Origin of the sequence: Vibrio minamisatsumaniensis (assembly GCF_050337445.1) — a bacterium.
Lineage (GTDB): Bacteria > Pseudomonadota > Gammaproteobacteria > Enterobacterales > Vibrionaceae > Vibrio > Vibrio artabrorum.
Genome location: NZ_JAKJSY010000047.1, coordinates 15,038 through 36,712 on the forward strand (window position 1 = coordinate 15,038; position 21,675 = coordinate 36,712).

The 21,675-nt window shown below is 43.7% G+C and carries 16 protein-coding genes and 2 pseudogenes; 11 read left to right on the forward strand and 7 right to left on the reverse strand.

The features are described 5' to 3' along the window. Nucleotides 1-83: 83 nt before the first annotated feature. Nucleotides 84-1,505 carry an aspartate aminotransferase family protein gene (locus tag L4B77_RS11845; RefSeq protein ID WP_429750626.1) on the reverse strand — a complete coding sequence of 474 codons (1,422 nt, stop codon included), beginning with the start codon at nucleotides 1,503-1,505 and terminating at the stop codon, nucleotides 84-86. After that, nucleotides 1,505-2,608, reverse strand: coding sequence for a 2-aminoethylphosphonate--pyruvate transaminase (phnW, locus tag L4B77_RS11850; protein WP_429750628.1), 1,104 nt, complete (start codon nucleotides 2,606-2,608; stop codon nucleotides 1,505-1,507). The genes L4B77_RS11845 and phnW overlap by 1 nt, the downstream gene beginning before the upstream one ends. Nucleotides 2,609-2,967: 359 nt before the next feature. On the opposite strand from phnW, the gene L4B77_RS11855 reads away from it, so the two are divergent. The 6 genes from L4B77_RS11855 to L4B77_RS11880 all read left to right on the forward strand — a co-directional run bounded on the left by L4B77_RS11855 (nucleotide 2,968) and on the right by L4B77_RS11880 (nucleotide 10,394). Further along, on the forward strand, nucleotides 2,968-3,978 hold the full coding sequence (locus tag L4B77_RS11855) for a putative 2-aminoethylphosphonate ABC transporter substrate-binding protein (RefSeq protein ID WP_429750630.1): 1,011 nt from the start codon (nucleotides 2,968-2,970) through the stop codon (nucleotides 3,976-3,978). 104 nt (nucleotides 3,979-4,082) lie between these two features. Further along, complete coding sequence (locus L4B77_RS11860; RefSeq protein WP_429750632.1) at nucleotides 4,083-5,504, forward strand: FAD-dependent oxidoreductase; 1,422 nt, start codon at nucleotides 4,083-4,085, stop codon at nucleotides 5,502-5,504. 227 nt (nucleotides 5,505-5,731) lie between these two features. Further along, a complete protein-coding gene (locus L4B77_RS11865; protein ID WP_429750634.1) occupies nucleotides 5,732-6,841 on the forward strand; it encodes a putative 2-aminoethylphosphonate ABC transporter ATP-binding protein in 1,110 nt (369 codons plus the stop codon). A gap of 21 nt (nucleotides 6,842-6,862) precedes the next feature. Further along, the gene (locus L4B77_RS11870; RefSeq protein ID WP_372093445.1) at nucleotides 6,863-8,572 is read left to right on the forward strand and encodes a putative 2-aminoethylphosphonate ABC transporter permease subunit; all 1,710 of its coding nucleotides are present in this window, start codon (nucleotides 6,863-6,865) and stop codon (nucleotides 8,570-8,572) included. 73 nt (nucleotides 8,573-8,645) lie between these two features. Further along, nucleotides 8,646-9,350, forward strand: a complete 705-nt coding sequence (phnR, locus tag L4B77_RS11875; RefSeq protein WP_429750651.1) for a phosphonate utilization transcriptional regulator PhnR — start codon at nucleotides 8,646-8,648, stop codon at nucleotides 9,348-9,350. 141 nt (nucleotides 9,351-9,491) lie between these two features. Next, the gene (locus L4B77_RS11880) at nucleotides 9,492-10,394 is read left to right on the forward strand and encodes an EamA family transporter (protein ID WP_429750637.1); all 903 of its coding nucleotides are present in this window, start codon (nucleotides 9,492-9,494) and stop codon (nucleotides 10,392-10,394) included. A gap of 127 nt (nucleotides 10,395-10,521) precedes the next feature. On the opposite strand, the pseudogene L4B77_RS11885 reads toward L4B77_RS11880, so the two are convergent. Beyond that, nucleotides 10,522-12,000 (reverse strand): annotated as a pseudogene (locus tag L4B77_RS11885) (peptide MFS transporter). A gap of 416 nt (nucleotides 12,001-12,416) precedes the next feature. Next, complete coding sequence (locus L4B77_RS11890) at nucleotides 12,417-13,787, reverse strand: L-serine ammonia-lyase (protein WP_429750639.1); 1,371 nt, start codon at nucleotides 13,785-13,787, stop codon at nucleotides 12,417-12,419. 323 nt (nucleotides 13,788-14,110) lie between these two features. Here L4B77_RS11890 and L4B77_RS11895 point away from each other — a divergent pair, with 323 nt between their 5' ends. Further along, complete coding sequence (locus L4B77_RS11895; RefSeq protein ID WP_429750641.1) at nucleotides 14,111-14,977, forward strand: YdcF family protein; 867 nt, start codon at nucleotides 14,111-14,113, stop codon at nucleotides 14,975-14,977. Nucleotides 14,978-15,062: 85 nt separating this feature from the next. Here the strand turns inward: L4B77_RS11895 and L4B77_RS11900 are convergent, their stop codons facing one another. Next, complete coding sequence (locus L4B77_RS11900; protein ID WP_261840222.1) at nucleotides 15,063-15,317, reverse strand: putative hemolysin; 255 nt, start codon at nucleotides 15,315-15,317, stop codon at nucleotides 15,063-15,065. A 369-nt stretch (nucleotides 15,318-15,686) separates the two neighbouring features. On the opposite strand from L4B77_RS11900, the gene L4B77_RS11905 reads away from it, so the two are divergent. Beyond that, nucleotides 15,687-16,205 carry an NUDIX hydrolase gene (locus L4B77_RS11905; protein ID WP_429750643.1) on the forward strand — a complete coding sequence of 173 codons (519 nt, stop codon included), beginning with the start codon at nucleotides 15,687-15,689 and terminating at the stop codon, nucleotides 16,203-16,205. Between the two features lie 23 nt (nucleotides 16,206-16,228). Here the strand turns inward: L4B77_RS11905 and L4B77_RS11910 are convergent, their stop codons facing one another. Continuing rightward, nucleotides 16,229-17,317 carry a phage integrase gene (locus tag L4B77_RS11910; RefSeq protein ID WP_429750645.1) on the reverse strand — a complete coding sequence of 363 codons (1,089 nt, stop codon included), beginning with the start codon at nucleotides 17,315-17,317 and terminating at the stop codon, nucleotides 16,229-16,231. A gap of 132 nt (nucleotides 17,318-17,449) precedes the next feature. Between L4B77_RS11910 and L4B77_RS11915 the strand changes: the two genes are divergently transcribed. The 3 genes from L4B77_RS11915 to L4B77_RS11925 all read left to right on the forward strand — a co-directional run bounded on the left by L4B77_RS11915 (nucleotide 17,450) and on the right by L4B77_RS11925 (nucleotide 21,412). Continuing rightward, on the forward strand, nucleotides 17,450-17,830 hold the full coding sequence (locus L4B77_RS11915; RefSeq protein WP_017107825.1) for a hypothetical protein: 381 nt from the start codon (nucleotides 17,450-17,452) through the stop codon (nucleotides 17,828-17,830). Nucleotides 17,831-17,960: 130 nt separating this feature from the next. Beyond that, nucleotides 17,961-19,499: a DNA cytosine methyltransferase gene (locus L4B77_RS11920; protein WP_429750647.1), complete on the forward strand. Its 1,539-nt coding sequence runs from the start codon at nucleotides 17,961-17,963 to the stop codon at nucleotides 19,497-19,499. A 50-nt stretch (nucleotides 19,500-19,549) separates the two neighbouring features. Further along, complete coding sequence (locus L4B77_RS11925) at nucleotides 19,550-21,412, forward strand: ATP-binding protein (protein ID WP_429750649.1); 1,863 nt, start codon at nucleotides 19,550-19,552, stop codon at nucleotides 21,410-21,412. A 41-nt stretch (nucleotides 21,413-21,453) separates the two neighbouring features. Here L4B77_RS11925 and L4B77_RS11930 read toward each other — a convergent pair. Next, nucleotides 21,454-21,675: pseudogene (locus tag L4B77_RS11930) on the reverse strand (hypothetical protein); the annotation flags it as partial.

Sequence of the window (21,675 nt, forward strand, 5' to 3'; positions counted from 1 at the left end):
GTCGTGTCCTATTTCTGTTCTCTCCCAGCTCAAGTTGTTCTGGGAGATGAATGATGGTTTTAAGTTATTGGTTAGATGATGGTTTAAAGGTATTCAAAGTCTTTGCAGACTTTTGCTATCGCTTTTTCGAATACAGACAGAGCGACTTCCAGTTCGCTGCGGCTGATGATCAATGGTGGGCTCAACTGAATCACATTACCTTGTGACACCTTAAAGCTCAGGCCATCGTTTAGACACTGATAAAGCACCGCTTCTGCTTCATCGAAAGCTCGGGTTTTGGTGATGTGGTCAGTGACCAATTCCACCCCCCAGAGCAGGCCGATGCCGCGAACGTCACCAATGACTGGGTACTTCTCTTTCATTTGAAGCAGCTGTTCACGCACGAATGCGCTGTCCGCTTGAACTTTTTCAAGTAGGTTTTCTTGCTCAATCACTTCCATGGTGGCGAGTGCTGCCGCGCAACCCATTGGGCTTTTTTCATGGGTGTAGTGACCAAGCGATACTTGCGCTGCCGTGTTGTATTTGTTTTTAGTGATCATGGCTGCGATTGGTACTAAGCCGCCGCCAAAACCTTTACCGATACAAAGAATGTCAGGTTCGATATCAAAAGCTTGGTGAGTGAACCATTCGCCACTGCGACCCATACCGTTTGGAATGTCGTCGATGATCAACATGACGTTATGCTTATCGCAGATCTCACGGATGCGTTTCCAGTAAGCCTTACTTGGCACTTGCACGTCTGTGTTACGCACTGCTTCGGCAATGAAAGCGCCAATGCCACCTTCTTTTTCAATCACATATTCTAAGTAATCGGCATAGTGCACATCACATACAGCCTCACTTTCACCGCCTGCGCTTTGCCCGCGAAGCGGAAAAGCACCACGATAGGAAACCGCTGGTGGAATGCGTTCTACGCCAGCCATTAATGGCCCCATGCCTTCGCGGAAACACGCTTCGCCACCCACTGAAATTGCATCGAGTGACGCGCCATGGAATGAGTCCCACAATGACACTACTTTGAAATTGTTGGTGACATGTCGAGCCAGTTTGAGCGCCATGCCGATCACTGATGTGCCACCGGGAGCAAACAACACGCGATTCAAATCACCACCGCAGATCTGTATGAGTTTTTCAGCGCATTGAATGGCAGTTTCATTGGTGAAGCGACGTGGTGAAAACGGCAACGACGCCATTTGCTGAGTCACTTTATTGATGATGTGGGGATGACCGTAGCCAAGCTGATGAACATTGTTACCGTGAAAGTCCATGTACTTTTTGCCCGTCGCATCTTGAATGTAGATGCCTTCAGCAGCTTCAAGTGTATCAAGACAAGGCGTTGACATGGCTTGATGAAGAAACACGTCAGCATCACGCTTTAACATCGCTTGAGTTGCATCATCGTTTAGCGATTGGTTCCATTTTTCGCGTGCTGGCGTGGTGTTTACATCGCCTTCACTTCGAAAGTGTGTGGCCTTTAGAATCGGCTCTTGATTGGTCGTCGTCATTATTTGATCTCCCAATACATAGCGTTTTTCACTGCGCCAATGAGCGCGTCAATGTCTGACGGATACACTTCACCGATGTTACCGATTCGGAAGCAGTCTGCGTTTGAAACCTTGCCCGGGTAAATCACAAAACCTTGTTCTTTCAAACGGTCATAGAATGCCTTGAATTGGTAATCGCTATGAGTTGGAGAGTAGAAAGAGGTAATGATAGGTGAATGAAAATCATCATTAAGCAGTGGCTCAAAGCCAAGAGAGCGCATACCAGCAACCAATGTGGTTTGGTTGGTTTGGTAGCGATTATGACGAGCTTCGATGCCGCCTTCTTGCTCCAATTCAAGTAGAGCTTGGTAGAAAGCACGCACGGTATGAGTCGGAGAGGTGAAACGCCATTTACCATGGTTGCTTTCCATGCAGTGCCATTGGTCAAACAGGTCAAGGCTTAATGAACGAGCTTGGCCTTTGCATTTTTCCAGTTCTGATTGCTTCGCAATAACAAAGCCGAATCCAGGTACACCTTGAATACATTTGTTTGCCGAGCTGATCATGTAATCGATACCTAAGTCAGCAATATCCATAGGGATGCCACCAAAACTCGACATCGCATCTAGAATGACGGTTTTGTTGTGCTGCTTTGCCAATTTGGCGATGTCTTCGATTGGATTCAACATACCCGTAGTGGTCTCACAATGCACAATCGCAACGTGAGTAATGTCTGAATCCATAGCCAATGCCGTCTCCATTTCGTTCAAGTCAGGCTGTGATGTTTCACCTGGAGAAACGACATGGCATGGAATGTTTAAGTATTCTGCGATTTGAGCAATACGAGCACCATATGCACCGTTGTCAACAACAAGAAGCTTGCCGCTTTTAGAGATAACGCTACCGATTGTTGCTTCAACTGAAGCGGTGCCGCTACCTTGCATTAGTACGCTCGTATAACCCGTTTGCTTAGTCGCCAAAGTCACCAGCTTGCTACGAATCACTTCAACAACGTCTTTGTTGTATTCATCATCCCAAGTACACCAATCTTTTAGCATCGCTTGGCGAACGGTTTCAGAAGTAGATAGAGGCCCCGGTGTCAGTAGTAGGTATTCGTTTCTCATGTTCAATTCTCGCGATTTGTATTTTGGACTATACCAATATTTACAGCCACTTTAACAACCTATTCAAACGGTCGTAAATAGCCCAAACGTTATTTTCACAAAAGCTTCATATTCAAATGGGTCACTCATGTTGAGAAAGTTGTCGATCTTTAAATTGCCATTTTTTGTTCATTTAGCCGTCATAAACCTTGATTAGTTTAATACTTGCAATCTGGTACATACCACTGGCATGTAAGCACCCCAGATGAACTTATGGATATAGCTGCCTCTGATGAGGCTTCTAACTTAAAAAATGCTCAACCTCGGTAACTTTTAATTTTGGCGACTTCTCACTTTGGAGTTGAGCCTGACTGGAGAAAATGATGAAAAACCGTTTTATGAAAGGATCACTTGCAGCGTTAGTCACTCTACTCGCTGGTAATGCTTATGCAGCACAGGAAGTGACGGTTTACACGGCTTTCGAAACTGACATTTTAGCTAAATACAAAAATGCATTCGAAAGTGAAAACCCAGACATTGAGATTAAGTGGGTACGTGATTCAACTGGGATCATGACGGCAAAATTACTGGCTGAAAAAAATAACCCTCGTGCAGAGGTAGTATGGGGGCTTGCGGGCTCTTCCATGGCTTTGCTTAAAGAAGAGGGTATTCTGAAGCCTTACACACCTCAAGGAGTAGAAGTGTTACGCACTAACCTGAATGACCCACAGTCTATTCAGGCTTGGTATGGTAATGATGCATTCTTCAATGCAATTTGCTTTAACAAAATCGTTGCTAAGCAACTGAACCTACCTGCTCCGAAATCTTGGGACGACTTAACGAAACCTGTCTATAAGGGCCACATTGCGATGCCAAACCCAGCTTCTTCGGGGACTGGTTATATGCAGGTTTCAGCTTGGCTACAGAACATGGGCGAAGAGCAAGGCTGGAACTACATGCAGAAACTTGATCAAAATATTGCTCATTACACACACTCGGGTTCGAAGCCTTGTGTTGAAGCGGGCATGGGGGAAGTGGCCATCGGTATTTCTATGGCGAGCCGTGGTGCTAAATTAAAGACTCAAGGCGCTCCACTGTCAGTGATCACACCTAAAGGCATCGGCTGGGAGTCTGAGGCGGTAGGTCTTGTTAAGCCTTCTGATGCAGCGCAACGCGTTGTTGACTGGTCTATTTCTAAAGCGGCAAATGAGCTTTACATCGAAATGTACCCAGTTGTTGGTCACCAAGATGTGACAGGCAAAGCAAAGAACTTCCCTGATGTAGAAAAGAACATGGCAAAAATGGACTTCGCTCGTATGGGCAGCGAACGTGCCGACGTTCTTAAAACATGGTCTGAGAAGTTTGATGCTAAATCAGAGCCAAAATCTTAATCTGACGACCTATTTAGTTCATTAGAAGTTAGAAATCAGTAAAGGAAGGCTTCGGTCTTCCTTTTTTAGTTTTACGCCTTTAGGTTTTAAGTAAGGTATAACAAATGACAAAGCACTACTCATATTGGTTCAAGCAAGCGTTGGAACAAGAGTTTGGCAACATCAATGCGGGGCTAGATTCGGCTAAGCCGATCCAAAAAGACGTCAACTGTGATATCGCCATTGTTGGTGGTGGCTATACGGGTTTATGGACGGCGATTTTAATCAAACAACAGCAACCCGAAAAGCATGTTGTCGTGATTGAAAAAGGCCTATGTGGTAGCGGTGCTTCTGGTGCGAACGGCGGTTGCATGCTGACGTGGTCAACTAAGTATCCGACGCTGAAAAAGCTCTATGGAAAAGAACAAGCGAAATGGTTGGTTAAGGAATCGGAAAAGGTTATATACGAGATCGAAGCCTTCTGTAACGAACACAACATTGACGCGCATCTATATCGCAGCGGAACTTACTACACGGCGACCAATGAAGCTCAAAAGGGTGGAATGGAGCCTGTTGTTAATGAGCTGGTTAAGCAGGGTATCAATAGCTGGAAGAAGTGCGACAATTCTTTGGCTGACAAAGCGGGATCTGATCGCCACATTGAAGGTTACTATTCAGAAGCTGCGGGTAGTGTGCAGCCAGCGTTATTGGCTAGAGGTTTGCGCCGAGTCGCGCTCGAACTGGGTGTCGAAATTCACGAAAACACAGAAATGACATCACTCGACTATGGCTCTCCCGCTCGAATTCAAACCAAAGGCGGTTCCGTATTTGCAGATAAAGTGATTTTGGCACTCAATGCGTGGATGCTCGATCACTTCAAAGAGTTCAAACGCAGCATTGTGGTTGTCTCTTCAGATATGGTGGTGACCAAGCCTATTCCTGAAAAGCTCAAGCAATTTGGCCCAGAGAAAGGGGCGGCGGTGGTGGATTCGCGTATCTTTGTCCACTACTACCGAGATACCCAGGACGGACGACTCATGTTGGGCAAAGGTGGCAATAAATTCTCGTTTGCCAATCAAGTTGAAAGCATGTTTAACCAAACGACTAACTACCTGCCGATTCTCAATCAATCGTTCCAAAAGCTGTTCCCTAAATTGGAACAAAGTGAATTCGATTACAACTGGTCTGGCGGCTCAGATCGTTCGGTCACCGGATTGCCATTTTTCGGTAATCTAAAAGGCCAAAGCAACATCTATTATGGGCTTGGTTATTCAGGCAATGGCGTTGCACAAACTCGTATGGGCGGAAAAATTTTGTCAGCAATGGTACTCGATATCGACAATGCTTGGACACGAAGCGGTTTAACTAAAGGCCCTTTAGGACACTTCCCGCCCGAGCCATTTCGTTGGGTAGGTGCGATGATGGTGCGTGATGCGGTACGAAGAAAAGAGAACGCGGAAGATTCGGGTAACACGCCATTGTGGCTAGATAAACAGTTATCCAAACTCGCAGGTGCGGCGGGCAAAGCCGACAAGATTGAATCATAGATTAATCCTGCGTTTAAATTAGAAGTTTACATTAAGGCTCTCAGTGATTTATGGGCAAGTCACTGAGGGCTTTCAACGTTGAACGAACTGTTAATGCTGAACAAATAGCAATCTTTAATGCTTATTATATCTGCAATATAACTGTCATTGAGCTTCYATAAATTTGTCACTCAACTGCAATATTCTCAGTTTAAATTTGGTATATACCATATGGAGAGTTCTGTAGTATGAGCAACCAAACTTATTTGAATATTGAAAACGTTGTAAAGCAATTTGGCCAATTTACAGCGTTAAAAGAGATCTCCCTATCGATAGATACAGGCGAGTTCGTCTGCTTCCTTGGCCCATCTGGCTGTGGAAAAACCACCTTATTACGTGCGATTGCAGGTCTAGATTTACCCACTTCAGGTTCTATTGAGCAGAACGGTAAGGATACGACCTTCTTGCCACCAGAAAAGCGCGACTTTGGCATCGTGTTCCAGTCTTACGCTTTGTTTCCAAATCTCACGGTGGAAGAAAACATTGCGATTGGTCTGAAAAACCAAGGCATGTCGACCAAAGAAGCCCTTGAGACGGTTGAGTCTTGGTTAGAGACCATCGGCTTACCAACGTCTGGTCAGAAGTTTCCAAATCAACTATCTGGTGGACAGCAGCAGCGTGTTGCTCTGGCTCGCGCATTGGCGTTGTCTCCAGGCTTGTTGCTACTCGATGAACCGCTGTCTGCGTTGGATGCAAAGGTAAGAACACACCTACGTGATGAGATCTGCCAACTGCAACGTAAGCTAGGTATCACCACTATTATGGTGACGCACGACCAAGATGAAGCGTTAACGATGGCAGACCGTATTGTGGTGATGAATCACGGTGTTATCGAGCAGGTAGGGGCACCTCAAGATATTTATCAAAAACCGGTTAGTCGTTTTGTCGCTGAGTTTGTTGGTAGTATGAACTTTATTCAAGCTTCTGTTGTGGCGCAAGGTAAGATGCGTATTGCTGAGTCAATGTTACCGCTGCCTGCTTTGGATAATTTAACCCCAAAGCATGGCGATCGTTTTGATATCGCGGTTCGTCCAGAACAAATTCAGTTTGTTGATCGTTTTAACGAATCGTTACCGGTGAGAATCGTATCGAGTGAGTTCCTTGGTGCGTTTTATCGCATTGAGTGTCAATTGCAACACGACTCAACGGCCAAAGAGATCCTAGTGGATGTGTCCGTCAAAGAGTTTAATCGATTGAAGTTACGTCGTAGTGACATTCGTTATGTAGCGTTTGATGAAGAAGGCCTTAGAGCTTACCCATCGAAAAGCCTGCAAGTGATGAAAGACGAGGCGGCGTAAACAATCATGGAATCGACTCAAATGATGCAATCTAAGCGGCTAATTCAACGACGAGTACAACCTTTTCTGGCTCGGTTAAGTAAAGACAACGTCATTCTATTTGGGCTGTTGGCCTTTTTGTCTGTGGTCATGACGTTGTTTATTCTGATGCCACTGTGGGCCATGTTGAAAAAGAGTGTTCAGAACGCAGATGGCGAATTTGTTGGTTTACAGAATTTCGCAACGTATTTTGCGTCTCAAAGCTTATGGCAGTCGGTAGGTAATACGTTCACGATCGGGTTGCTAGTGACGGTTATCGTGGGGGTATTAGCGTTTGGTTATGCTTATGCCTTGACTCGTTCGTGCATGCCTTTCAAGGGGCTATTTCAAGTCTTAGGTTCAGCGCCGATTTTAGCGCCGTCTTTGCTTCCTGCTATCAGTCTTATCTTCTTATTTGGTAACCAAGGTATCGCCAAAGAAGTCTTGGGTGGCAACTCGGTTTATGGCTTGATTGGTATCTCTCTTGGCTTGATATTCTGGACGTTTCCACACGCCTTGATGATTCTGACCACCTCATTAAGAACCTCTGACGCTCGTCTGTATGAGGCAGCACGTGCACTCAATACTTCATCACTCAAAACCTTTTTCATGGTGACGTTACCTGCGGCAAAATACGGTTTGATCAGCACCTTGATCGTTGTGTTTACGCTGGTGGTTTGTGACTTTGGTGTGCCAAAGGTGATCGGTGGTAGCTACAACGTTCTGTCTACCGATATCTTTAAACAGGTAGTAGGGCAACAGAACTTCTCTATGGGGGCGGTAACCAGTATCTTGCTGCTATTGCCTGCGTTGCTTGCGTTTACCGTTGACCGCTGGGTTCAAAAGAAGCAGAAGAGCTTGTTTGATACTCGTTCTGTCGCGTACCAACCGGAACCTAGCACACTACGTGATGGTTTATGTTTCCTTTATTGCACCATCATCTCTGCTGCCGTGGTTATCGTGCTGGGCATGGCGATATACGGTTCGATGGTTACCTTCTGGCCTTGGAATAAAGCGCTAACGCTAAACAACTATAACTTCGCAGAGATGAGTACTTATGGTTGGGCGCCATTCTTCAACTCGTTAACGCTTGGTGCTTGGACTGCGATAATTGGTACTGTTCTGATTTTCCTAGGGGCATACTGCATTGAGAAAGGCCGTGCCTTCGGTCCTGTTCGTCAAGCGATGCAAATGCTCAGCGTGGTGCCGATGGCCGTTCCGGGTATGGTGCTGGGCTTGGGGTATATCTTTTACTTCAATGATTTGAGTAATCCACTCAACTTCTTGTATGGCACGATGGCGTTCTTGGTGATTAATACCGTGGTTCACTACTACACGGTAGGGCACATGACTGCGTTAACGGCATTGAAACAGCTGCCTTCTGAAATTGAAGCAACAGCGGCTTCGGTAAACTTACCGCAATACAAGTTGTTCTTTAAGGTGACGGTACCCGTTTGTCTGCCAGCGATTTTAGATATTGCGACATACCTGTTTATTAATGCACTTACCACGACATCTGCGGTAGTATTCTTGTATTCTACCAATACGATTCCAGCGTCAGTATCAGTACTGAATATGGACGACGCGGGGCAAACGGGGGCAGCGGCAGCGATGGCGGTGATGATCATGATATCGGCGGCGAGTGCGAAGTTGATTCATATGCTAATCAACAAGTTATTCGATAAACGCACCCAAGCTTGGCGTAGGCGCTAGCCAACCATTTATATTGCAGTTGGCCAAGGAGTGGCCGACGACAAGAATAAGAATAAGAATGAAAGGAAATGAAGTGCAGTACGTAAAAATTAAAGATGTCATCGTAGAGCAGATCGAGTCGGGGATGTTAACACCACGACAGAAGCTGCCTGCGGAACGTAAGCTGGCTGAATCGTTTGATACGACTCGAGTTACTTTACGTGAAGCCTTATCTTCACTTGAAGCGGAAGGGCGCATTTATCGAGAAGACCGACGTGGTTGGTTTATCTCGCCTGCGCCACTGCGCTACGATCCAACACAAACATTGAACTTCACCAACATGGCTTTATCGCAGAATCGTAAGCCGAAAACAGAGTTGGTGGCGGCGAAAGGCATGTTAGCAACCAAGGAAGCAACTAGGCTTCTTGAGCTGCAACCTTTTTCGGATGTTTATCGAGTTGACAGAGTTCGTTATCTTGAAGACAGGCCCGTTGTGTATGTGACCAACTACATTCGACCTGAGTTGTTCCCTAACTTGCTTGATTATGACTTGTCTCAATCGTTGACGGACATCTACCGTGAGCACTTTGGTGTGGTGTATAAGAAGATCCGTTACCGAGTGAGCACAACGTCTTTGCTTGGCGAAACAGCACAAGCTCTGCGTGCGACTTCTGGCTCTCCTGCAATGGTCGTAGAGCGTGTGAACTACAACCAAAACGGCGATCTGATTGATTGTGATATTGAGTATTGGCGTCATGACGCGATCAGTATTGAGTCAATCGCGCAGCTAGAGCGCTAGTCATACGTTAGAACGCTTACATACCTGTAACTTTGTGGGCTTACCCAATTGAATCGATCAAAGGTCTCTTATCTGGAGGCCTTTTTTATCACCCGTTTTCAGCGACGGCTTTTAAAAGTCAGTTAATCAGTTAGGAATGAAATGGAATTTTCTGCCATCGTTATCGTGATAATTTCGGCTCTGCTTCATGCGGGGTGGAATGTTCTGGGTAAATCTCATCAAGGATCGGGATCGTCTTTTTTCCTTGCTTCTGGCTTTGCCGCTGCCGCGATGTTGACTCCCTATTTGATTTGGTACGTCTACAGTGTCGGCTTTGCAAACATCACAGTTCCATTCTGGCAGCTACTTCTTTTAAGTGGAATCTGCCAAATCATCTATTTAATCGGCTTAGGTATGGCTTACAAGCAGGCCGATATTGGTGTGATTTACCCAATGGCCCGAGCATTGCCCGTGTTGATGGTTGGCTTAGGCACGGTATTGATAGGCTATGATCTGTCGTTCAATCAATGGTTTGGTTTTGCACTGATCACATTGGGTTGTCTGTTTGTCCCGCTTAAGCAGTTTTCTGAATTAAGGCTCAAGGCCTACCTGAATCTTGGCGTATTGTGGGCATTAGTCGCCGCCATTGGTACTACGGGCTACTCCATTATTGATAAAGAGGCGCTTCTATTATTAGAGCCTTTAAGCACGCCTAGCATTACCAATAAACACACCGCGATTTTCTATTTGGGTATTCAGTTTTGGGCAATTGTGCTTCCACTGAGCCTGTGGTTGCTCGTGTCGAATCAAAGAATAGAATTTCATAACGCTTGGTTACTACGCAAAAGAGCAACACTTGCCGGCATCATGATGGCTTTGACCTATGGCTTAGTGCTGTTTGCGATGACCATGACAGAGAATGTCAGCTTGGTTGTTGCACTTCGGCAAGTGAGTATCATTTTTGGTGTCGTGATGGGGATCTGCTTGTTAAAGGAAAAGTGGCACGCGACTCGCGGTGTCGGTGTCGTTCTGATTATCGCTGGTTTGGTTACTTCTCTGTTCTAAAATCGCTTCTTGACTCATGGTGTCGGCGTTATGCAGAAGTACGTTAAAGGACTTTGCTATTGGATAAAAAAAGCCCTTTAGTAAACGAAAGGGCTTGATCGATTAGAGCGGTTTAACGCGGGTAAAATTAGCTGTTTACTTGTTCTAGTTCAATGGTTTCTTCTGCGACTTTCGCAGCTTCTAGCATCTTACGAATGATGAACGATGCTACCATTGCGATGCCCACCATCACGACCGCTAAAACGGTTAGCATTTGAAAGTAATCGCCGTAAACGGTTTGTACGATCTCTTGTGTGATCTCTTGACCTTTTTCCAGTGCAATGGATGTTGAGAACACCGCACCAACAATACCTGATAGTGCTATCGCAACAGAGAACAAACTTACTGAGAAGTTCTCGATATGCTTAGGGGCCACAGACAGAATGAACGCCACCACCATAGAGCCAACAATAACTTCACCAAATGCTAGGAAGAAATGGATTGCCAGGAATACTTCAGGGCGGATTAGAACATCTTCACCAACGGTCGTCACAGCCATGGTCAGGATACCGAAAGCGATAGCCGTTAGAATGAACGAGAACCCCACTTTAGTTGCAGTCGAGAAGTGAATATTTTTCTTTTATAGGTTTGAGAAAATAGCGGTAATGATAGGGCCTGCAACCATGCACCACAGCGGGTTCATTGCCATTGAGGCTTCTGGAGCAACAGGGATGAAGCCAAGTAGGTCACCACGCATAGTGTTGATTGCTACCATGGTCATCGATGTCATCATTTGACCGTAGTACACAAAGAAACAGGTGGTTAGGAATGTGATGATTAATATTGTGCCCATTTTCAGCATGTCTGATTTCTTTGATTTAATCATCAAAGAGATAAAGTAGACAATAGCTGCACCACCAATGGCATAGACGATGTTTTGGCCGATATCCATGTTAGAAAACATGAAGAATACCAAGCCAATCATTGCTGCCGAAATAACAAGGAACGCCGCCCAGTTTTTTGTGCTTACTGGTTGTTGATCAATTTCAGCACTGGCGTTGACAAGGCCTTTACGAGCAATAATCATCATCAGAAATGCCGAGCCAGCTAAAACCGCTGAAAGCAGGAAGCCACCCTGAAAACCAACAACAAGCACCAGCATAGGGAATAAGTATTGACCTAAAAGTGCACCTATGTTGTTGACAGAGTAGTTGATAGGGTAGCAGTTTTCGAAATCTTCTTGAGTTTTGAACGTGCGCTTATAAAGACTTGGGTAAGAAGGGGACATCAAACCACGTGCATAGCTTGCTAGAGCGATTCCGCACAATGCCATTGGTATATTGGTTGCTGCTGCACCGAGTACCAGTAACACATAACCACTTGCGAACCCTAGAAAGGCAATAGTTAAAGAGCGGTATGCGCCTAAGAATTTGTCGGCGATGAAGCCACCAGCGATAGCAAATAGCGGCCCGATGGCAGAGAAAGCACCAACAACCATCATGGTATCGGCTTCATTATAGTTGAGGTCTTCAAGGAAGAAACGAGTCAAGATTACCATGACGCCATAGAACGAAAGTCCAAACATCATCTGGCAGAACATCATTGATTTGTTTAATCTATTCCACATTATTTTATTCTCATATGTATGTTAAATGTTAGTGTAATTACTCAATTATTCTATCATTGATAGCGAAACATAGAATGAAGCATGAGCCATGATCAGTACTTTATTCGCTATGATTTTTTCTTATCTGAAGATTCATATTTTTCATGCGTGAAATGTAGAATCTTAGATTCCATTATCGACATGTATTTGATTGTGATTCTATTGTTAGCGGGGTTCGGTGTAAGCTGTTGAATAACAATGGGAAAATATTTAAAGCCTGTGTTGTGAATGGCTTAGATTAGTTCTAATACCACTCGCTTCTGGCTTTAAACCAATAAAAAGCCAGCTTGGCAGCTGGCTTGGGTAGGGGAAACATTCAGTTTCAAACAAGGTGTCCAGAGTGAAGACTTCGTTTCGATTTTTTCATTGTATTGAGGTTACTCACAGGGTGGTGCCATGTGGATCACGGCTAAGCCACCTAAAGAGGTCTCACGGTACTTCTTATTCATGTCTTTACCTGTTTGGTACATGGTTGCGATAACTTTATCTAACGATATCAGGCATTTGCTGGTGCGTTTTAGCGCCATGCGTGATGCGTTGATCGCTTTCATTGCGCCCATGGCATTACGTTCAATGCAAGGTACCTGAACAAGCCCTCCGATAGGGTCGCATGTCATCCCGAGTGAATGCTCCATTGCGATTTCTGCTGCAATACAGATTTGCTCGTTGCTGCCACCGCGTAATGCCGTTAAGCCGGCCGCTGCCATTGATGAAGATACGCCGACTTCACCCTGACAGCCCACCTCTGCGCCTGAAATCGAAGCATTGGTTTTGTATAGGATACCGATGGCGCCTGATACGGCTAAAAAGTCTTTAAGCTGCTTGGTGTTCAGCTCTTTGATGAAGCGGTGATAGTACATGAGTACAGCAGGAATAACGCCAGCCGCACCGTTAGTTGGTGAGGTGACAACCTGACCACCAGCCGCATTCTCTTCACTGACCGCAAAGGCAAATAGGTTAATCCAGTCCATAATTTCCATGGGATCGTTTTCAATCGACGCATTGGCTTCAAGCTTTTTAAGAAGGGCCGGTGCTCGACGTGTCACTTCTAAACCACCATCGAGTATGCCTTCAGTATCAAAACCACGTTGCATGCATAATGACATCACTTTCCAGATTTGGTCTGCTTTTTGGTCAATCACATCCATACCTTGGAATGACACTTCATTGCGCAGGATTAAGCCACCAAGGCTAAGGCCATTTTGGTCAGCGAGCTCCAGCAGTTTATCGGCAGAAGAGAAAGGGAATTCAACTTGTGTTTTTGATTCCTGTTTCCCGTGTTGCAGTTCTTCAGTGGTGGCAATGAACCCACCACCGATGGAGTAATAGGTTTCCATTTCAAGAAGGCAGCCAGTGGCATCAAAGGCTGATATTGTCATGCCGTTTTCATGAAGCGGGAGGTTGCTTTTGTGAAAGAGTAAATCGCTTTCTATATTAAAATGAATGGCGTGACGACCACTAACCATCAAGGATTTGTCTTCAATTGCTTTACGCATGGCTACATTGGCGCTGGTTATTTTTATCGTGTCAGGGCGATTGCCAAGCAGGCCTAATAGGGTGGCGCGATCTGTGTGGTGACCAATCCCTGTTAATGACAGTGAACCGTATAAATCGATTTGAATTCGGGTTACTTGGTTAAGTATAGAGTCAATCTTTTGGGTGAAATTGAACCCAGCAATCATTGGCCCATTGGTATGGGAGCTCGAAGGCCCGACCCCGATTTTGTAAATGTCAAAAATAGACAGCATAGTAACTTCCTGTGAAGACGGTTCGATGAACGAACTCTGTGTAAAATTGGTATGGTGTTCGTTTCACTTTTTTCGAGTAAAGGGTTCTTGATTGATCTTCGCGCTCTTGACTGTGATTAACGTTAACAAGCGCAGAGCGATGAAACCCAAGATCGTGCTATTTTACGTGACAGCGGCACATTTATTCTTGCATGGCTTATGATGTTGCTCTCAACCGTGAACTTATTGCGAGCAACGTGTGAGATTTTCAAAATACTTTTGTTAATAAGTATTGTATACATAATTCACTTCATCTAATTATAAAAACGAGACTTGAACATTAAATGAGCATTCATCACCTCCTTATTGTGCTAGGTAAGCGGCTCAATGGAAATAAATTGACTGCTGAAGGGATCGGCCGAGTTGATGCTTTGGTTGAATATCTGACGGCGGAGTCCAATCAGCAAACGGCGGTTGCATTTTGTGGTGGAGTGACTAAAGGCCAAACGATTTCGGAAGCCGATGCTATGCAGCAATATTTTAGACAGCTTGAAAATCAGCGTGCACATCCGTTTTCACTAGGGGCGATTTTACTCGAGCAGCTTTCGACCAATACGCTAGAGAATATCCAGAATCTAGCGTCAGAGATGATTGGGAGTGGGTTGTTTGTTCGTGGACAAAGTGTCAAGGTGACCTTCATTTCGCATGACTACCATTTGCAACGTATATTCGAGATTCAATCGCTAATGGATGAGCAAGGTTTGCTCAAGGTTCTCGTCGAGAAGTGTTCGGTGCTTGGGGTGAATTTACAGATAAAGCGTCACTTAGATGCTCATGTTGCGGTGCCATACCCTTATCAAAGCACCCAAGGAGAACTGTTTTTGTTGGTGGACGCTCTGACGACCTATCGAGTGTATCTAGAAGGGGTCTCTACGGGGGCCTTTGAGCGAGATTTAGAGTCGGTAAGACAAAAACCGGAGCAATTGTCTTTAGACGCGTTGAACATCGCGAAGGAATTAGTAAGAGGTTCATCTAACTTTGTTCTCATGGACAGCTTACTTCCAGTATTGGATCGCTGCATCCAGCAAACCTCAGCCAGTGCCGATATAAAAAAAGTCAGGGAGTATCTAGCATTACTCGATACAAACCTGACTCTATTGAATCGTTATTTAGACCCGGAATCAGATCGCACACAGCGCTGGTGGCGCTAGACATTTATTCCGTTTCATTTTCCGCAACAATCCTTTGCAGTGAGGGGCTTTATAGTCATGACGACGGACGTTTTAACGTAAGTGACTAATTTTCAGTTTGTTGTTCGTGGTGGTTACGGTAGTACTCCCATTGTTCAATGCGTTCACCATCGTCGAATACACAGTAAGTTGTGCGTTGATTGTTTTCAGTAACCGTGTTCAACTCGCCATTTTGCTGAACGCAATAGATTGCCGCTGGATTAGAAACTGAAACTCGTTGGCCTTCGCTATATTCTGCATAGTTGTTCGCACAGCCGCCTAGTACAATGGCAAATACTGTTATTAAACCAATATTCTTCATGTTTATCTCCTACGTAATAACTTTACAAGTGAATGTGCTAACTTCTACAGAACCAGATTAGAAGCCCTATGAAACGAGTATATTTTAGATTTCAGAAAAGGTTAGTTCGATTTGGTCAAGATATTGAAATACCCTGCTATTTCCCTACGTTTAACGGTTTTTTGAGTGTTAGATCATGTTAACTTAGGTGAAATGTCGCTGGATTATCTTCGTTTGAGGGAGGATTGTGTGTGGGGTGTTTTAGATCAATAGCGCTGAGTTAGCTGTGGCGAAATAACAAGATTATGTGTGCTTGTGTGGGGTTGTGAACCTCGAAACTATGGATAGTTATGATATGATGCCGCCAAATTCAGTTGAGCAGTTGGAATCATGAGACATCTAAAAACGACTATCCACCCAGAGATCGAACACTTAGACAATAAAACGGTATACAAGCGCAATGCTGCCCGTGCGATTGTGTTAGATGGTGAGAACATCTTGATGCTTTATACCGAGCGTTATCACGACTACACCATCCCTGGTGGTGGGCTAGATGAGGGTGAAGACGTCATTGCCGGTATGGTTCGTGAACTGGAAGAAGAGACGGGTGCAAAGAATATCCACAGCATTAAACCGTTCGGTATTATTGAAGAGTTTCGCCCTTGGTATAAAGATGATGCGGATATCATGCACATGATTTCTTATTGCTACTCATGCAAGATTGACCGCGAGCTGGGGGAAACGGCTTATGAAGACTATGAAATAAAAAACGGAATGAAACCTGTGTGGATTAACATTCATGACGCAATTGCTCATAACGAGAAGACCATGGCCGAGAGCCCTAAAAAGGGCATGAGCATTGAGCGGGAAACGTTTCTGCTGCATTTAGTAGCGAAGGAAATGCTGTAAGCTAAAAACGTTTGAAAGCTCTTTTAAACGCTAAATAACATTCTCTGTCGCCACTTTGTCGCCACTTTGTCGCCACTTTTTGGCGGCAAAGAATTCAGAGGGTTAAAGTGAATAGCATCGCTCAGATGGCTCGGTGCAAAATGCGAGTAACGCATCGTCATTGAAATATCGGTGTGACCTAAAATGTTCTGCAATACCAAAATATTCCCTCCATTCATCATAAAATGACTTGCAAAAGTATGGCGTAAAACATGCGTTCCTTGCCCTTTGGGTAAATTAGGCAATGCTCGAGTAAGCCATTTATAGACAGTGCTATATGCACAGCTAAATAAACGACCTGATGTGTCTTTGTGAATCAGTTGATAAAGCTCTTCTGAAATAGGCACTGTTCTACTTCGTTTTCCCTTGGTGTTGATGTAGGTCACTTTGAATTTAGAGAGTTGAGCTCCTTTTATCTCGATAGCTTCTCGAATCCTCGCCCCTGTTGCTAGGCACAGTTTTATTATGGCAGTGAGCTCTTCACTCATTGGGCTACTTTTTACTTCATCAAGTAGGTGATTGATCTGATCGACGGTTAGAAACGCTAATTCCGGCTCTGAAGTTTTAAGTTTTCTGAGATCAGCAATTGGGTTTAGGCCTTTCCACTCCTTCAAGCGAATAAGTTCGTTAAACATACTTTTAAGCCAGATAAGGTCATGGTTATGTGTGGCAATAGAGATAGGTTGATTTGTTGCGAGTTTATCTTTATTACGCCCCTTATAGATGCGTTTTGCGCGGTAATGAGCAAGCATTCGTTCATTCAGCTGATTCGCGATAGGGTCATTTAAAGCTTCGCATACGATTTCCATTCTTCGCTTCGCCCTAAGCCCTGATTTGGTGTTTACACCATGTAGTTGGTACCAAAGCTCAATAATTTGAGAAAGCCTGCGGTGATCTGGTTTGTCTCCCATCCAGGGCTTATCGTCAATCTCTTTCATTGTGTGAAGCTCAAAGGCTTTGGCTTCGCCTTTAGTCGCAAATTTCTTACGAACACGCTTACCTGATCGCCCGTTCGGGTAACACTCGCATATCCAAGGTTTGGTTGAGCCATCTTTTAAATTGCGGATAGACATAATAAAGCCTAAAATAACTGTATATAAAAACAGTATAATCCGAGCTAAAACGTAGAACAATGTTTTATATCGGACAAAAAGCACAGGTTAGACACCTTTCTCAAAGTGCTAGAAAGTTAATAGGTTTTTGCTATGTATCATTCAATTCATGTGACTGCTGGTTACAGTCATTTCAAAATCAACAGTGATGGTCCAATTGGGGTAAGTAAGAAGAACCAAGGGGTGATTGATGCGCTTTTGAAACTAGGTAATCGCTTTACTGCGCCATTTGGTGGGTTTATTGAAGCTGAAAACGTGATCGGCTTGAAATGGGTGAAGCTGGTCGATATTAAGTACCTATGTACCGATGAGGAAGCAGAAACTATCGAGTACGTTATACAAAAAGACCACTATGTAGTGGGGACGTATCAAGACCGGAAGTTGTATATCTTACTGTTTGGTGGGGAGCCAAAACACCATCAGATCAAAGGCCTTGAACAAGATGGGAAAAACAATGTGTTTGGGTTGTTTTGATGAATAAAACATCTTACTGGCTAACAATTCTGCATGTATGAAATTACCTTAACCGTATAGTCAAAATATATTGCCACCAGGGTTAAGCCTGGTATGATTGCCAGGCTTTTTATTAATAGTTGTGGTAATCATGGAAACAGGTGAAGTTCTAGTAATCGACTTATTCGCGGGGCCTGGTGGGCTTGGTGAAGGCGTATCGTCAGTAGTACATGGAAATGGCAATAAGCCGTTTCAAATTGGCGTATCAGTTGAAAAAGAACCATCTGCACACAAAACCCTCACTACCAGAGCTTTCTATAGAAAAATTCAAGATGCTGAAAACGGTTTAGCTAGTTATAACTCTTATTTAGATGGAGACTTAACACGCGAAGAACTGTTTGAACGTTTCCCTCAGCAAGCAGAAGAAGCTCAGCAAGAAACATTGCTTACCCCTCACGCATTGGGTGATGACAATGAAAAAATACACCAGCGCATTAGAGATCTAGTAGAAGAGCACGGTGATGACCGCCCAAGAATTGTTATAGGCGGACCTCCTTGCCAAGCATACTCACTGGCTGGCCGTTCACGTAATGCAGGCATAGAAGGCTATACAGCAGAAAAAGACCATCGTAACTTTTTGTATAAAGAGTACTTAAAAGTACTTTCTATTGCTCAGCCCGACGTTTTTATTATGGAAAACGTACGAGGTATATTATCTGCGAAAATTGATGGGGAAGTGATGTTTCCTCGTATTTTGAAAGACTTACGAGCTCCAGGTCGAATCACAAAAATCGCTACTCCTAGGTATAAAGTTTTTTCCTTAGTAGTAGACACTGAAAACGTAAATAATCCTTCATATGATGACCCTACGGACTTTCTGATTAAAGCTGAGAACTATGGTGTTCCACAAGCCCGTCACCGTGTGATCTTGTTGGGCGTTCGCGCTGATGTAGTCGGTGTTCCAGGAACGCTAGCTCCAAGAGAGGAACAAACGACGGTAGAGCAAGTTTTGGCAGACTTACCTAGTTTAAGAAGTGGCTTTTCTAAGCGTAAAGATGAAACAAGAGAGTGGGAGAAAACCATTTCTAGAAATGGGACACATGCAAAGAGGGTGCTTAGACAGATATTTCCAAGAGAAGATGTAAATGCCTTAGACCTTAAACCGTTTAAAAGGCTTCAAAGAAGCGCCTCTCAGCCAGTGAATCAACCTGAACAAATGCCAAACCATTTGATTCAATGGTATAGGAATAACGCGCCAACGTGTGTGCTCAATCATGAAACTCGTGGCCATATGGAAAGTGACTTGCTTCGATATGCGTTTAGCGCTGGATTTACCCGATTAAGTGGTGGAACTTCGCCTAAAGCGAGAGACTTCCCTGCGGCTTTAGCGCCTGCCCATGAAAATTGGGACTCTGGTTCACATGCCGATCGTTTTCGTACTCAAGCAGCAAACAAGCGCTCAACGACGGTCACTAGCCATATATCAAAAGATGGCCATTACTTTATTCATTACGATCCAAAGCAATGCCGAAGCTTAACCGTGCGTGAAGCAGCGCGTTTACAGACGTTTCCAGATAACTATAAATTTGAAGGGAACAGAACACAGCAATATGTGCAGGTAGGAAATGCTGTGCCACCGTATTTGGCACATCAAATAGGCAGTGTTGTGATGGATTTACTTGCAGGTTAGTTCCACTCATTAGTACACTGTAGCCACAATAAAAACAGTTGGTTATAGGTATGTCTGATTCACTTATTCTTAAATTTGACCCAAATACTATAGAGCATTTGGGTGTTTCACTATATTCAAAACTTCCTAGTGTACTTTCCGAATTACTTAGCAATTCATGGGACGCGGACGCGGACACGGTTACCATCGACTTTATTGAAAACGGAGATGAAAAAGAAATCATCTACGTGGATGATGGAGAAGGGATGACCTTTGATGAACTCAATAACAAATATCTTGTAATAGGTCGTAATCGCCGTCGTGAGACTCAGCGCCAAGAAAGTACGAAAGGCCGTCCTGTAATAGGAAAGAAAGGACTTGGCAAGTTATCTGTATTTGGCATCTGCGATGAGATTGAAGTTGTTTCAATCAAAGACGGTAAGAAAAACCATTTCATAATGAATCTTCAAGATATTAAGGATAATCGCGGGAACGAATACTCACCTGAATTGTTAGCTCATAATGAGCCCACGCCGATTTCTGCCGGCACAGTTATTAAGTTGAAACAAATTCGCCGCAAGAGTGGATTTAATTTGGATGATATTGCTCTTAGTTTGTCTAAAAAATTCATCATTTTCAGCGAAATGGACACGCGAATTACTAAAAATGGTGAGACTGATTCAGAAGTGCACATTACCAACGAGCTTAAATTTCAAACTCTCAATACAGAGTTTACTTGGTCTTTTCCTGATGAGAAATATGGTGAAAACTATGCTCACTGGGAACAAATGAAAGGTTCAGTGATCACTCTTAAAACACCTGTAAAAGACACAGAAATGAGAGGGGTCTACCTTACCTCAAGAGGTAAGATTGTAAATGTAGCAAGCTTTTATGGAGCACGTGATAATGACCAATTCCATAATTATGTGACTGGCTACTTAGAAGTCGATTTTATTGATGACTTTGAAGATGATGTTATTTCAACAGATAGACATTCCTTAAACTGGGAGCACGAAGAAACCAGAGACTTACAAACTTATCTTCAAGAAATTGTTCGTGTAATTGGTAGTGAATGGCGTAAAAAGAGAGCTGAAGCAAAGCTCGAATTAGTAGAAGCTGCACATGATATAGGTGTTCAACAGTGGAAAGACAATCTGCCTACATTTGAAAGAGAATTAGGTGAAAAAATAGTTAGACCGATCCTTGAAAACGCCAATATTGATGTAGCAGAGTCTGCTGAATTGATCGGAAATGTAATGGGGAAGTTCGATAACCAAGCGTATAAAGAGTATGCGTCGAAGATCGCAGATCTTTCTGAATCTGGAGAAGATATTCCAAAACTTTTACGTCTAATGGATGACTGGAAGGCTATTGAGTCAAAGCAGTATCGTGATTTAGCGACGTCACGTGTTGAAGTTATTAAGAAATTTGAACATTATATTAATACTAATACTAGAGAGGTTCCAACACTTCATAATTTCCTGAAGAAATTCTCTTGGCTGCTAGACCCTAGGATTCTTGAGTTTAGGGATGAAGTTGCGTATTCGACATTATTAAAAGAGTCATTTCCAGATGAAGAGCTTGATGAAAGTAACAGACGAATAGACTTTCTTTGCAGTAATGCTCTAGGCGATATTCTGTATGTAATTGAGATTAAACGCAGTAACTATAAAGTGGATTTGAAAGCCTTAGACCAAGCTTATAGTTATGGAGCATTTTTGAAGCATAAATATGCATCAGCAACAGGATTTTCTAAAGTTGTTTGCTTTGTCGTTGGTGGCGAGAAAAATTCAGATGACTATATGTTTCAAGAGCGTGAAGATACATATATGAAATCAGGGTCGGTATTTGTAAAAACATATCGAGAGTTATTAGAGCAGTCGAAGGAATATCATAAAGAGTTTATTGAAACGTACGATAGCTTTAACAACTAAGTAAATAAAGCCCCATGATTGGGGCTTTATTTGATATTTAGTTAAGCTTTATGTTTTAATATATCTGAAAACCTACTTCGGTCTGCCTTAGTTTGCTCAATATAGCCTAACCGTTCTAGATACATGTCCCATGAATCTAACTTAAACATTTCAATTGTTTTTTTACCTTTTCCGCAGTCTGTATCCGTTGGAATAACCCGAACAGGATCATCTTTACTTGGTAGAAACTGCATAAAAGTATCAGGTGTATCATAGAATGGGTG